This window comes from Chryseobacterium subflavum, from assembly GCF_055762745.1.
In genome coordinates this window covers 465,204-477,589 of the sequence record NZ_JBVTMR010000002.1, presented here as the reverse complement: position 1 = coordinate 477,589, position 12,386 = coordinate 465,204, and the positions used below count along the sequence as shown (strand labels likewise).

The following is a 12,386-nucleotide window of genomic DNA, read 5'->3' as shown; positions in this document are numbered from 1 at the left end:
AAAAAAAGATTATTTAAGAAAAATAAAAACAGTTAATTTATTTTAAAATGAAAATTTTATTAAAAAATAGCAAAATGTAAATATTTATTTACTATTTTTGATTTCATTACGCAGTGATATAAGGTTTTTATAACAGAAAATTTTATTATTATTACACAATGAAAAGAATTAGTCTATTTTTTTTAAGCTAAATTTAAGTTTTAAGACTTATCTTTAAGTTGTTAAAAAAAATATATTGTTATGAACTTAAAATTAATTTTATCCGGGATCGCATTGCTGACTCTTTTGGTAGCATGTGATGACAGAAGTAATGAAGACGCTCCCGCTTTACAATCGGAAGGCACAAAAGCAGATTTAAAAGCGGCAAAAAATGTAAAAATCGTTAGCGATACCGTAACAAAACCAGTAGAAAAACCAAATGAGCCAGATTCAAAAGATGGAACAAGCAACAGTACCGCCGACACAATCGACCCGACAAAGCCGGATAGGCCTAAGTAAGCTGATTATTCAGATTACGATGTCTGCATTCGTGTTGATTTCGGCGATCTTACCTTTTCTGAATAATATTGTGGGTTATTTTATTGATGTTAATGTCCAGCTGGCAAATAATGCCGGCGAAAGGCGTTTGGATTTAGATTCAGCAATCTATTTTCTATCAATCCCATCGTGCATAATCCTCCTTGCATTAGGAGGATTATTCAAAGCTCATAGATATACCTTCTATGTGGTTTTTGTTTCCGGATATTTTCACTTAGCGACCTATATTAAGTTTATATTTTTCAATAAGAATATAATTTCCGGATATGCTGATATAGCGATTATCGCCATTATTGCTATAATTGTTTATCTTATCTATCGATTAGACAACTACTATAGAGAAATAAATGTTATTGATAAATTTAACAATAGTACCTTAGAAAGGTTTTCTTCCATATTATACAAACGTAACGATATCACAAAAAATGAGTAATCACAGAGAAAGTTTAAAAATTCTTGTTGCTCTTAGTGATAAACTTTGGGAGGACTACATTGCGGAAATTTTGTCCGAAGAGCAATATCTTGAGAAAATGCGATTGGTAAAAAAAGAGATCAATAATGGATTTATTGGTACCATGCAGGATTTGGAAGTCTTTACTAACGAACTAGGCTACCTTATTCTTAATACCCGAACTAAAACATTATTATCAGGATCTGAAAAAATCATCGTAAACAAGAACTAGCTTACTTTGATCTTGATTCTTTTTCCTCAACCTGAGCTAAAATTCTTTCCAAATATTTGCTTTGCTTAGCGATAGAGGCTTCCAGTTTCTTTTCCAGTTTTGATATCTGGTTCTGGATGAACAGCAAGCTTTTATCCTGTGTATTGTATTGGGCATAAATATTAGCTAATAGGTCACCTATATCTTCATTAAAATCTTTACTCTTCAACATATGATCAGGTTGTAATTCTTGTTCTTCAACCTCATATACTTTCTCTAAACTACTTAAATCCAATACCCCCTCTCCTTTTATAAGCCAATGTAAGTGAGCATTCAGCTCCGGATACACCTCTAAAACTTTAACAACCTTATCAATACCAAGGTCACTTTTTAGTCCTGCTCCTTTGAAATTAGAAGCAGACATCCCTGTTTCCCTGTAAAAAGACTCCTTTTTAATGCTCTTTTCCTCCAAATAAAATAGGATTCTTTCTTTTATGGTTGTTATTTTGTCCATTTTTATTTTATTTTGGTCTAAATTTTGACTATATTTGTGCAAAGATATAAAACAAAATTAAAATAAAATTCTAAAAACATGAAAAATTTCGTTGAACCATCACATGCTTACTACAAACATTTTGAAGCATCTGAATCTTTCCGTCAATTTAAACCTTCTTCCATAACAAAAACTAAAACCATGAACAACAAACACAATATTCGTCGAAACTCAGCGAATGAGTTATATAATGTTTATTCAGTTGCTCAGGATTTACACGACTATAAGGAGGAATACCAATTTACAGAAGGGATTAATGATATGGTTAATTTTGAAGACTGTTTGTGGCTATTTGATCTTATACTGGATGAGCAGCCTCATTCCGATTCCGAAACTCAAATATGGACCTTAAAAAGAGTTCTTCCCCATTCCTTTACACTTACATGCAAAAATAAAGAAGGTCAAAAATTAGCCGAGATTAAGAATATTGAGGCAAGTTTTTATTTTGATGATCTTATTGTAATAAAAAAAGATAAATTATTCTGTTTACCGATTGAAGAGAACATTTACTAAACATACAGATTTTGCATATCAGTATGATGCATTTACAATATAAAAAAATGATGAAGGCTTTTACCCCATATAAGTCCACATCAAACATTCCAAAACTCCCGATCCAAACTTCTGTATTGTATGGCTTCAGAAATATGATGTGAGAAAATATTTTCAGATTCATCAAGATCTGCAATTGTCCGTGCAACCTTCAGAATTCTGTCATACGCTCTTGCGGACAGACCCAGCTTGTCCATCGCTTGTTTTATCAGAGCAAATGAAACCTCATCTAAAGCACAAAATTGCTCAATTTGTCGCGAGCCCATTTGCGCATTGTAACTAATTTCTAAATCTTGATATCTGGCCTGTTGGATTTCTCTGGCTTTCAGTACCCTTGCTCTGATCGTTTCACTTTTTTCACCCTTTCTCTTTTCAGTTAATTGCTCAAATTCAACTTTTTGGATTTCTATGTGGATATCAATACGATCTAAAAGAGGGCCTGATAATTTATTCATATAACGTTGCATTTCCGCAAGGGATGAAGTATTATTAGGATCATCCGGGAAGTATCCGCTAGGACTTGGATTCATCGATGCAATAAGCATAAAGCTCGAGGGATAGTTTACTGTAAACTTTGCCCTTGAAATGGTAACCTCACGATCTTCTAAGGGCTGTCGCATCACTTCAAGCACTGTTCTTTTGAACTCAGGCATTTCATCAAGGAATAAAACACCATTATGTGCGAGGGATATCTCTCCTGGCTGTGGATAGCTTCCCCCACCGACCAAGGCTACATCCGATATCGTATGATGAGGTGATCTGAAAGGACGAATGGTCATTAAAGAAGTTTCAGCACCTATTTTCCCGGCAACGGAATGTATTTTTGTTGTTTCCAAAGCCTCCTTTAAGGTTAATGGAGGTAAAATACTGGGAACTCTTTTTGCCAGCATTGTCTTTCCGCTTCCGGGTGGACCTATCAAAATTATATTATGCCCTCCTGCTGCGGCAACTTCCATTGCCCTCTTTGCCGTTTCCTGCCCTTTTACTTCTGAAAAATCAAAAGGAAACTGATTTACTTTTTCCTGGAATTCTTTTTTTATATCCAAAACAACCTTTTCAATGGGTATTCCTTCATTAAAAAAATCAATCACCTCTTTGATATTACTGACTCCATAAACATCAATTCCTTCCACCACAGCAGCTTCTCTGGTATTTTGCATGGGTAAAATAATCCCCTTAAATCCCTCCTCCTTCGCCTGGATTGCAATGGGTAAAATTCCTTTAATCGGCTGTAAGCTCCCATCCAATGAAAGTTCTCCCATAATGATATAGTTGTGGATATTTTCAGCAAGAATTTGGTCTGATGCAGCTAAAATCCCTATCGCAATACTTAAGTCATATGCGGAACCTTCTTTCCGAAGATCTGCGGGAGCCATATTAATTGTAATTTTTTTACCGGGAATTTTGAAACCGACATTTCTTAATGCTGCAGAAATCCTATAGCTGCTTTCTTTGATTGCATTGTCGGGGAGACCAACTAAATGATAGCCAACGCCACCTGTATCAATATTAACTTCAATAGTAATCGTTCGTGCCGCAACTCCATGAATTGCGCTTCCATAAATTTTGATCAGCATAAGTGTGTTTTAATGTAAATATATCATTTTTTATAAATGAATGAAATATTCATCATTAAAAACTCTGGCAAGAATTTATGTATTTCCTTTGTCGTTTTCAACCGCCTTTCGTAACATCAACCCATTTTTTGAAACCCGATAAAACCTCTAATTCAGAAATAGAAAGTTTTATAGCTGAGTTAGCACTTCCACAAGCCGGATACACAAACTCAAACTCTTTAAGCGAAATGTCTAAAAAAACTGAAACTTGCGAATTAACACCAAAGGGGCAAACACCACCAACAGGATGTCCTACCAAAGGTTCCACATCTTCAAAAGCAAGCATCTTTGCCTTTAATCCAAATTCATCTTTAAACTTTCTATTATCGATCTTCCGGTACCCTGCGGCTACAATTAAAATAACATCGTTATTCTCATCGTACAATGAAATAGATTTTGCTATTTTATTTCCACTAATGTTCAATGCTGCTGCAGCCAGCTCCACCGTGGCACTGGAGGTATCAAATATTATCACTTCGGAATCCTTATTCCATTTTTTCAAGTGAAGTTTTGCTTTTTCTATTCCCATTGTATGATCAAACAAATGCTAATTATATCTTGTTAAATATAATTCATTTCTTACAAAAAAGAAGGACTCATTACGCTATATTGGTTCTGTTTCCGGATAAAAAAACCGGTGCAGAATAAATTCTGCACCGACTCCACAATTATTGAAAAAACTAACATGAGTTATAAAGGGGCACTCATATTTTACTTTTTAATGAACTTATTTTTGTACATTTTATCTTTAGAATCTTTGGAAACAATAATATAATTGCCTGTAGCAAGACCGCTTACATCGATAGGCTGATTATAGGTATGGTTCTTTTTTTGTAAAACAAGTCTTCCTGATGCATCAATTATAGAAACTTCTTTATAAACTTTATCCGAATCTTTCCCAATGAAGATAAGCTGAGTCGCAGGATTTGGATAAATACTCATTTCATTCCCTTTTTTAGGATCAACTTCTCCGGTTCCAAGATTACAAAAGTTCCAGTTTCCAAAGTTTAGCTTTACAAAAGATTGTAATCCCAGGAATTCACATTGATCAGGACAATAAGCCGTACATGCATAGAAGCCATACTCACCTGATTCTGTCGCTACATAAGTATCTCCGGTAGCTCCAGAAATGATGCACCCATCTCCTGAAACCGGTGGTATATTGCTCGGTGCACATTTGTACCATGTATGAACTCCATACACAACCGGAAAAATATCATCAAATTGTACCGATGCACCATTACATACATTATATTCTCCCGGACCTATATTTTCGTAAGTTCCCGGAGTTAGTGTCGTCATCATAGCCGGAAGTGCATAGGCATATCCATCAGCCATAATTTCTGCGCTTTGTGCTGTACAATCATTAAGTGTAGCTTCTACTTTAAAATAATAAAGCATATCACTTGAACCATTAATCGTCAGAGTCTGGGAGGTAGCCCCAGAAATAGGAACCCAAGGATTAGTATTGGGGGACTGCCATGTCCACGCCTGTTTGTACCATTGATAACTACCATAAGTTTGTGTTGAAAGTACTTCTGATTCCGTGTTGCAAAACACGACTTTATTGGGAAATTGAGCTCCTAATCTAGGACTGGTAATGGTAGGTGTAAATGAACACTGCGCACTTACTTTTAAGAGATTTAAAAGTAAAAACAGTGATAAAAAAATTAGTTTTGTTTTCATAGATATTAATTTAATTTTGGTTGTTATTTTTCGGTCCTCACAAATCAATCAAGTAATACTCTTATTCCGAATTTGACATTAAAATTCAATGGCTTCTCTTTATAGATTGTATTCAAAGCACCATCGTTTTTAAAATGATAGCCTATACCGGGCTCTGCATATATGCCTATTTTGTCAACAAGTTTTAGCTGCAGCCCTAAAGCTGTATTTAATGAAACCTGTACCGGCTGGTTTCCAAGCTTTTCTTTTGTTTCTCCATTCACTTCATTATCAACAATATATTGTGTCTTAAAGCTTCCTCCAACGGATTTTTCAGCAAGTGCTCCTGCGGTAACATAACCCGTAAAATTCCCTTTCTGGATAACGTTGTAGTTAACCTGAACAGGAATGCCCAAATAATGTATTGTCTGCTCACTTTTTACAAAGTTCGACTGGCTTCCGGAATGAAGTTCAGAAGATAGTTTAGTATAGTTTAAACCAGTCCCTATACCCCACTTTTTACCCAGATTATAATAAAGAGAAACGCCAAGATTCAGAGGAACTTTATGCCTTACCGTTGCTTCTACATTTTGACTCTGGTTAGCCACAAGAACTTTTACAAATGGATCTTCAGAAAAAGCAGATGCACTCCATACCTGATCAAGAGTTAACGGACCTCCGCTGATTGTAGCATATCCCGGAAATTGTTGTGAGTTAGATGAGGCTTTACCTGTCAGTAAACTTAGCATCCATGACTTTTTGTTCTTCTGTTTTTTTTCTTTTAATGTATTTGCTAATGATTTGTCCTGTACCCCTAAATCCGTTTCAGAAATAAGTTTGTTAATCTCCTCTTCTCTATTAATAGGTAAAAGATTCTTCATTTCACGAATCCTGGGAATCTGATTTTGAATTACAGGAGCATATTGTGTGTGCAGGCCAGCCAACAAATCCGTTTCTTCCTTTACTGACCTATACTGGACATTTCTTACACCTCTCCTATTCCCATATGCATATACATTCGTTGAAAAAATATCCTGTTCCGGGGTACGATCTTTCTTCTGCCCAAATTCCTTTAGAACATCGGACTCTCCTTTTTCGTTAAATGAGGAAATGCGATTATCTGGCGTGTGAGAATTACTTTCAGCAGAACTCTTATCTTCTGACTTGCCAATTTTGGGTTTAACATTATGGTTTACCTCCCATAGTTGTTTGCCCACAATAAAAAATAATGCAATCGCAGCGGCTATACTGGCAATACGATAAATGAATGCCCCTCTTTTTTTATTTGAATCTGAGTCTTCACTATCGATCGCTTTATTTGCTTCAGTAAAAAGCCCAACAATATTTTTATCCTCATCTTTATCGAATAATTCATCTTTGATGTTATCCCATAATCCATCCGGAACATCACCTTCGTGATCTTCCATCTTCCTGCGCAGATCGTTTAACCATTGATTACTCATATTGCGCTTTTATTAACATTTTATATTCTTTAACTTTCTGAACAAGCATAGCTTTAGCTCTGTGAAATTGCGAAGCCGAAGAATTTTCTGCTATCCCCAACAATTCCGCAATCTGTTTATGGCTTTTATTTTCAAATACATAGAGATTAAAAACAGTCCTATAGCCTTCCGGAAGTGAACGGATCATTTCCATCATAGCCTCCTGTGGCATCTCTTCTATTTCCGGTTCCTCATCGTCCGTTTTATCCGGAATATCAGAATCGTTCATCGTTACTTTAAAATCTGAATGTTGTCTGATATGTTTTAGTGATTCATTGACCACAATACGGGTAATCCAGGCTTTAAGGGATCCGCTTCCCCGATATTCAAATGAATCTATTGAGCGGAACATTTTGATAAAACTATTCTGTAGTACGTCACGGACGTCATCCTTATCAATGATATAGCGAGAGCACACATAAGAAAGATTCCCGGAATATGCTCCGAAAAGCTCCTTCCATGCAGCTTCTTCTTTTAAGAGAAGACGATTAACTAAAATCTGCTCCTTATTTGCCTCCATTGATTATGTTTCCCTGACGCCTCGTTTTAATGATTGATAAATCTTAATGCAAAAATAGGTTGCAACATTGCAAAGCGCAACCTATTTTAATTTTGCATCTAACTATTACTTAATTTTTTATACAATATGGAAAATCATATTTAATCATTTCATACGGTGTCAGCACTGTTCCGTCTACCGTAATTTTTTCTGCGACCAAACCAAATTTCATTGCATAGTTCTGGCCAACATAAAATCCTTTTTCTTTCGCTGTAAATGTCACAATTGTTTTTTTCACCGCTCCATCCATTGGAATATTGAGCTCTAAAGTCTTAGGAGTAAAAGTTAATTCCACTGCATTATAATTTGCATTTACCACAGCTGTATAATTAAGGTTATATTTTACTTTTCCCATTGCCGTAAGAGCAGCTTCAGTTTTTGCAGGGTCTTTTACTACGGCTTTCACAATTTCTTTTACGGGAAGGTCTGCGAACTTTATGGTGTCTTTCTTCACAGCAAAACTTACTACCGCCTCAGCTTTATTGTTTCCCTGACTTGTTATTAGCCTTCCTTTATAATTTCCAATAACATCTTGTAATTTTACTGGTGGAATATCTGGTCCGTCATTGTTACATGAAATTAAGCTAAGTCCCATAAAACCAATCAACACAGCCATAAAAGCTTTAAGTACTATAAATTTCTTCATTTTTTAAATTTGTTGCATTAAACACTATTTTATTTATTTTGAGTACTCACTTATATAAACCCTCTTTTCTTAAAATCTTGCACAACTTTTAAAATAAAAATGAAAACGCAAAAGTAAGCAACTGATTATCAGTTAAAAAAAATCACAATATCAATATTTTAATAATAAACCAGTAAATTCAGGCTTCGAAATAATTACCCCTTTGCATATCTAAAATATCCTGCAATGCTTTTTAAAAAACCAATAAAATCCATACATTAGATTATCATAAAAAAATAATATGAAAGCCATTATAATCAATGAATTTGGAACGGCCGACCAACTTAAAATCGCAGAGATAGAAAAACCGGTAATTACTTCTGATCAGGTTTTAATAAAAGTAAAAGCCATAGGAATTAACCCTGTAGAAACAAAAATCAGAGCAGGCTCACATATTTCATCGAAAACGCTTAAGTTTCCTGCCATTTTAGGAAAAGATTTCAGTGGGATTGTTGAGGAAGTGGGAAAGAATGTTCAGAACGTTGAGGTCGGAGATGCTGTTTTTGGATTAGCTACTCAAACTTATGCCGAATATATTGCCGTCAGTCCGGAAGTATTCGTAAAAAAGCCTGAAAATATCACTTTTGAAGAAGCAGCAGCTGCTCCTTTAGCTGGTCTCACCGCTTATCAGGCTATTCATGATCATTTAAAAGTTCAGTCTGGCGAACACATTCTGGTTCAGTCCGCAGCGGGAGGAGTTGGTCATTTTGCCGTTCAATTGGCTAAAATAGCCGGTGCTTCAGTGAGTGGTACAGCCTCCGGTAAAAATATTGAGTTCATTAAAGAGCTTGGTGTGGATCAGCCTATTGACTATAAAAATCAAAGATTTGAGGAAATCTTATCCGATCTTGATGCTGCCCTTGATACTATGGGTGGAGAAGTATTGTACGGATCAATCAATTGTGTAAAGCCCGGAGGAAAAGTCGTTTGTTTACCTTCCTATACTAAAGATGATCCTAAAGCAATTGAACTGGCACAAAAACGCAATATCAATCTGATGTGGACCATGCTTACTTTTAAAAGGGAAAGCCTGATAAAACTATCAGAACTGATCGAAAAAGGATTATTAAAGATTTTTGTTGGAGAAATCTTGCCAATGAACGAAATAGCAGAGGCGCACAGAGAAATTGAGACCCATCGTACAAAAGGAAAGATTGTAGTTAGAATATAGTTTTTATTATTTTAATATATTTGTTAAAAACATCATCTGAATGAACCTTGAACAGGTTAGTTTACATCTTGAGGCATATAAGGAACATGATCAGATATTAGATGCGGCCAATTATCTGATCCGCACTTTTAACCTGGAGCATGAGAACTTTGCCGGCTTTGGATTCCGGGAGGAACTTTCCCCTAATTCCATGTTATTGACTGCTGAAGGACAATTGGGTCACCCTCAAAAGGTAATGATCCCCAGAAACATATTCGATTTTGATTTGAGTCTTGTTCTGAATATGCTGGCTCATGAAATGCTTCATGTAAGGCAGAAAGTTCCTGGTCAATTTATTGAAGATAAAAATGAAAGGGAATTTCAGGCATATTCGGAAATGCTTTTTCATCGGATTTTTCCACAAATTCCTGAAGTTTCGGATTTTCATAAAAAGTTTTTTGGAAATAAAGCTTTGGAATACTACAGAAGAATGGGAGAAAATTCTCAATTACAGCAAAAATATGCAGGGCAGAAATTAGAAGTTGAACAATTAATAAACCAAATATCATGATAATAAAACCAGATATCTCCTGGGCAGATTTTGAGAAAATAGATATACGATGCGGAACTATTATTTCCGTTAATGATTTTGAAAAGGCAAGGAATCCTTCCTACCAGTTGGAAATTGATTTTGGCCCGCTCGGTATTAAAAAATCTTCAGCTCAGATCACAGCATTATATCAAAAAGAAGACCTAATTGGAAAACAAATTTTAGCTGTTGTGAACTTTCCGAAAAAACAAATTGCCAACTTTTTTAGTGAATGCCTTGTTTTAGGATTGTATGGTGAGAACAAAAGTGATGTTACTCTTTTAGCACCTTCGCTACCTGTAAAAAATGGAATGCAGGTGGGATAAAATATAAAATACTTATGATACAACACATTCCTTTAGAAAAGATATTATTCCTTGATATTGAAACAGTTCCGAATGCAGGATCATGGGACGACTTATCCGAAACAGACCAGAAGCTTTGGGATAAAAAAACCAGATTTCAACGGAAAGATGATATTTCTGCCGAAGAATTTTATTCTGAAAGAGCAGGAATAATGGCAGAATTTGGGAAAATCATCTGCATTACCATAGGAATGGTAGAAAAGAATGACACTTTAAAGATAAAAAGCTTTGCTCATCATGATGAAAAAAAGCTCCTTACAGAGTTCGGAGAAATATTCAACAGTCCAAGGCTACGGGATGTAATTTTATGTGCACACAATGGAAAAGAGTTTGATTTTCCCTGGATTGCACGACGTTTTCTGATCAATGGAATGCAACCTCCGGTTCCTTTTCAGATGTTCGGAAAAAAACCTTGGGAAATTCCTCATATCGATACGATGGACCTTTGGAAATTCGGAGATTATAAAACGTTTATTTCCCTTGAATTGCTAGCGCATGTTTTTGGAATTCCAACGCCTAAAGATGATATAGATGGCTCAATGGTTTCATCAATCTACTACATAGAGAAAGACTTGCAAAGAATAGTTGACTATTGTGAAAAAGATGTCTTAACTTTGGCAAATGTTTTTCGCCGCATGCGGCAGGAAGATTTGTTGAAAAGAAATATCAATCAAGATTAAAAAATGAAATTTACAGACGATCAAATTGCTGATATAGGAGAAGAAATTATAAGAGTACTTAAGTCCGTATACGATCCTGAAATCCCTGTGGATATTTATGAATTGGGACTTGTGTATGATGTACAGATTTCTGAGGATGGCGATGTTAAGATCATCATGACTCTTACAACTCCAAACTGCCCGGTTGCAGAAACATTACCGCAAGAGGTAAAGGATAAGGTTCAAAGTGTAGAAGGAGTAAACAGTGTTGATTTAGAACTTACTTTTGAGCCAAGCTGGAATAAAGATATGATGAGCGAGGAAGCCAAATTCGAACTAGGAATGCTCTAAAAATCAGAATAGAAAATAAAAAAACCGCAGGAATTTCTGCGGTTTTATTTTTCAGTCTCTGTTGCTATTTTTTTCCCTTCTCTTCTGCTCCATTCGCTCCATGAACCTACATAAAGATCAGGGATTGGTAAGCCGGCATAGTCCAAAGCTAATATGGTATGACATGCCGTGACCCCTGAACCACAGTGAATGATCAGGTTTTGAGATTTGTCCTTTAATAATTTTGAATATTTTTCTTTTAAAACTTCTGGTTTAAGGAAATTCCCGTTTTCATCAAGATTTTCAGAAAAAGGAATATTAATTGCTCCGGGAATATGCCCCGCTATCAAATCAATCGGTTCAGACTCTGCTTTATAACGGTAAGCATCCCGTACATCAATTACTGTCGAAGAGTTGTTTATTAATTCATTTTCAACATCTTCCAGGCTTGATGTTGGCAGAAGCCATCTTTGATTTTGCATAGGTGCAGTTTTTTCATAAACCTCCTCTCCTGATGCACATTCCACACCTTCTCTTTCAGCCGCCTGAAACCCACCATCTAAAACCTGAACCTCTTTAAGTCCAAAAGAACGTAACATCCACCATGCTCTTGCAGCCGCATTGGCACCATTTTTATCATCGTAGATAACCACATGGCTATCTTCAGAAATCCCCAGGGCTGCCAATGTTCTACCAAATTCTTCAATCCCGGGTAAAGGATGCCTTCCTCCAAAAGCAGCATCTTCTCCGATTTCAGCTAGATCTGTATCTAGATTGATGAATCGCGCTCCCTTAATATGCTTTTCCAAATAACTCTGGTATATATCTTTACCTACTCGTGCATCAAGGATGATTAGATTTTGAGTTTCTAAATTTCTTAATTGTGAAGCTGAAATAATAGGGGACATACAATTCTTTTGTTAATTAGGTTCTGGCTAAAGCCGAATGATATAATAATTCAA

The 12,386-nt window shown here is 35.7% G+C and carries 17 protein-coding genes; 9 read left to right on the top strand and 8 right to left on the bottom strand.

The features are described from left to right. Positions 1-240 precede the first annotated feature (240 nt). The 3 genes from AC0INN_RS11540 to AC0INN_RS11530 are packed head-to-tail and all read left to right on the top strand — an operon-like array spanning position 241 to position 1,220. Positions 241-498 (top strand): hypothetical protein, encoded by a 258-nt coding sequence (locus tag AC0INN_RS11540; RefSeq protein WP_273650333.1) that lies wholly within the window; start codon positions 241-243, stop codon positions 496-498. Then, positions 437-970: a hypothetical protein gene (locus AC0INN_RS11535; protein ID WP_273650332.1), complete on the top strand. Its 534-nt coding sequence runs from the start codon at positions 437-439 to the stop codon at positions 968-970. The genes AC0INN_RS11540 and AC0INN_RS11535 overlap by 62 nt, the downstream gene beginning before the upstream one ends. Then, positions 963-1,220, top strand: coding sequence for a hypothetical protein (locus AC0INN_RS11530; protein WP_172281918.1), 258 nt, complete (start codon positions 963-965; stop codon positions 1,218-1,220). The genes AC0INN_RS11535 and AC0INN_RS11530 overlap by 8 nt, the downstream gene beginning before the upstream one ends. Position 1,221: 1 nt before the next feature. Here the strand turns inward: AC0INN_RS11530 and AC0INN_RS11525 are convergent, their stop codons facing one another. Beyond that, positions 1,222-1,713 carry a hypothetical protein gene (locus AC0INN_RS11525; protein WP_273650331.1) on the bottom strand — a complete coding sequence of 164 codons (492 nt, stop codon included), beginning with the start codon at positions 1,711-1,713 and terminating at the stop codon, positions 1,222-1,224. Positions 1,714-1,791: 78 nt separating this feature from the next. Between AC0INN_RS11525 and AC0INN_RS11520 the strand changes: the two genes are divergently transcribed. Next, positions 1,792-2,265, top strand: a complete 474-nt coding sequence (locus AC0INN_RS11520) for a DUF6876 family protein (protein WP_273650330.1) — start codon at positions 1,792-1,794, stop codon at positions 2,263-2,265. Between the two features lie 80 nt (positions 2,266-2,345). Here AC0INN_RS11520 and AC0INN_RS11515 read toward each other — a convergent pair whose 3' ends face one another. The 6 genes from AC0INN_RS11515 to AC0INN_RS11490 all read right to left on the bottom strand — a co-directional run bounded on the left by AC0INN_RS11515 (position 2,346) and on the right by AC0INN_RS11490 (position 8,292). Beyond that, positions 2,346-3,881, bottom strand: coding sequence for a YifB family Mg chelatase-like AAA ATPase (locus tag AC0INN_RS11515; protein ID WP_306613291.1), 1,536 nt, complete (start codon positions 3,879-3,881; stop codon positions 2,346-2,348). Positions 3,882-3,978: 97 nt separating this feature from the next. Beyond that, entirely contained in the window at positions 3,979-4,449 is a 471-nt protein-coding gene (locus AC0INN_RS11510) for a YbaK/EbsC family protein (RefSeq protein ID WP_273650328.1), read from the bottom strand. Between the two features lie 182 nt (positions 4,450-4,631). Further along, a complete protein-coding gene (locus AC0INN_RS11505) occupies positions 4,632-5,606 on the bottom strand; it encodes a T9SS type A sorting domain-containing protein (RefSeq protein WP_273650327.1) in 975 nt (324 codons plus the stop codon). Between the two features lie 44 nt (positions 5,607-5,650). Further along, positions 5,651-7,048, bottom strand: coding sequence for an outer membrane beta-barrel protein (locus AC0INN_RS11500; RefSeq protein WP_273650326.1), 1,398 nt, complete (start codon positions 7,046-7,048; stop codon positions 5,651-5,653). Continuing rightward, positions 7,041-7,607: an RNA polymerase sigma factor gene (locus AC0INN_RS11495; protein WP_273650325.1), complete on the bottom strand. Its 567-nt coding sequence runs from the start codon at positions 7,605-7,607 to the stop codon at positions 7,041-7,043. The genes AC0INN_RS11500 and AC0INN_RS11495 overlap by 8 nt, the downstream gene beginning before the upstream one ends. A gap of 109 nt (positions 7,608-7,716) precedes the next feature. Continuing rightward, a complete protein-coding gene (locus tag AC0INN_RS11490; RefSeq protein WP_273650324.1) occupies positions 7,717-8,292 on the bottom strand; it encodes a DUF4840 domain-containing protein in 576 nt (191 codons plus the stop codon). Positions 8,293-8,572: 280 nt separating this feature from the next. Here AC0INN_RS11490 and AC0INN_RS11485 point away from each other — a divergent pair, with 280 nt between their 5' ends. From AC0INN_RS11485 to AC0INN_RS11465, 5 genes are read left to right on the top strand one after another with little or no spacing between them, the layout of a single operon-like run. Then, positions 8,573-9,502 (top strand): NADP-dependent oxidoreductase, encoded by a 930-nt coding sequence (locus tag AC0INN_RS11485; RefSeq protein ID WP_273650323.1) that lies wholly within the window; start codon positions 8,573-8,575, stop codon positions 9,500-9,502. A 40-nt stretch (positions 9,503-9,542) separates the two neighbouring features. After that, entirely contained in the window at positions 9,543-10,052 is a 510-nt protein-coding gene (locus tag AC0INN_RS11480; RefSeq protein ID WP_273650322.1) for a hypothetical protein, read from the top strand. Further along, the gene (locus tag AC0INN_RS11475) at positions 10,049-10,396 is read left to right on the top strand and encodes a tRNA-binding protein (protein ID WP_273650321.1); all 348 of its coding nucleotides are present in this window, start codon (positions 10,049-10,051) and stop codon (positions 10,394-10,396) included. The genes AC0INN_RS11480 and AC0INN_RS11475 overlap by 4 nt, the downstream gene beginning before the upstream one ends. Before the next feature lie 14 nt (positions 10,397-10,410). Beyond that, entirely contained in the window at positions 10,411-11,115 is a 705-nt protein-coding gene (locus tag AC0INN_RS11470; RefSeq protein WP_273650320.1) for a 3'-5' exonuclease, read from the top strand. 3 nt (positions 11,116-11,118) lie between these two features. Beyond that, positions 11,119-11,445: an SUF system Fe-S cluster assembly protein gene (locus AC0INN_RS11465; protein WP_089028448.1), complete on the top strand. Its 327-nt coding sequence runs from the start codon at positions 11,119-11,121 to the stop codon at positions 11,443-11,445. 44 nt (positions 11,446-11,489) lie between these two features. Here AC0INN_RS11465 and AC0INN_RS11460 read toward each other — a convergent pair whose 3' ends face one another. Beyond that, entirely contained in the window at positions 11,490-12,332 is an 843-nt protein-coding gene (locus tag AC0INN_RS11460) for a sulfurtransferase (protein WP_306613284.1), read from the bottom strand. Between the last annotated feature and the right edge of the window lie 54 nt (positions 12,333-12,386).

Bases quoted from the DNA above. Each gene is read 5' to 3' on its own strand.
- AC0INN_RS11540 (WP_273650333.1), top strand. From the start codon at position 241: ATGAACTTAAAATTAATTTTATCCGGGATCGCATTGCTGACTCTTTTG.
- AC0INN_RS11535 (WP_273650332.1), top strand. From the start codon at position 437: ATGGAACAAGCAACAGTACCGCCGACACAATCGACCCGACAAAGCCGG.
- AC0INN_RS11530 (WP_172281918.1), top strand. From the start codon at position 963: ATGAGTAATCACAGAGAAAGTTTAAAAATTCTTGTTGCTCTTAGTGAT.
- AC0INN_RS11525 (WP_273650331.1), bottom strand. From the start codon at position 1,713: ATGGACAAAATAACAACCATAAAAGAAAGAATCCTATTTTATTTGGAG.
- AC0INN_RS11520 (WP_273650330.1), top strand. From the start codon at position 1,792: ATGAAAAATTTCGTTGAACCATCACATGCTTACTACAAACATTTTGAA.
- AC0INN_RS11515 (WP_306613291.1), bottom strand. From the start codon at position 3,881: ATGCTGATCAAAATTTATGGAAGCGCAATTCATGGAGTTGCGGCACGA.
- AC0INN_RS11510 (WP_273650328.1), bottom strand. From the start codon at position 4,449: ATGGGAATAGAAAAAGCAAAACTTCACTTGAAAAAATGGAATAAGGAT.
- AC0INN_RS11505 (WP_273650327.1), bottom strand. From the start codon at position 5,606: ATGAAAACAAAACTAATTTTTTTATCACTGTTTTTACTTTTAAATCTC.
- AC0INN_RS11500 (WP_273650326.1), bottom strand. From the start codon at position 7,048: ATGAGTAATCAATGGTTAAACGATCTGCGCAGGAAGATGGAAGATCAC.
- AC0INN_RS11495 (WP_273650325.1), bottom strand. From the start codon at position 7,607: ATGGAGGCAAATAAGGAGCAGATTTTAGTTAATCGTCTTCTCTTAAAA.
- AC0INN_RS11490 (WP_273650324.1), bottom strand. From the start codon at position 8,292: ATGAAGAAATTTATAGTACTTAAAGCTTTTATGGCTGTGTTGATTGGT.
- AC0INN_RS11485 (WP_273650323.1), top strand. From the start codon at position 8,573: ATGAAAGCCATTATAATCAATGAATTTGGAACGGCCGACCAACTTAAA.
- AC0INN_RS11480 (WP_273650322.1), top strand. From the start codon at position 9,543: ATGAACCTTGAACAGGTTAGTTTACATCTTGAGGCATATAAGGAACAT.
- AC0INN_RS11475 (WP_273650321.1), top strand. From the start codon at position 10,049: ATGATAATAAAACCAGATATCTCCTGGGCAGATTTTGAGAAAATAGAT.
- AC0INN_RS11470 (WP_273650320.1), top strand. From the start codon at position 10,411: ATGATACAACACATTCCTTTAGAAAAGATATTATTCCTTGATATTGAA.
- AC0INN_RS11465 (WP_089028448.1), top strand. From the start codon at position 11,119: ATGAAATTTACAGACGATCAAATTGCTGATATAGGAGAAGAAATTATA.
- AC0INN_RS11460 (WP_306613284.1), bottom strand. From the start codon at position 12,332: ATGTCCCCTATTATTTCAGCTTCACAATTAAGAAATTTAGAAACTCAA.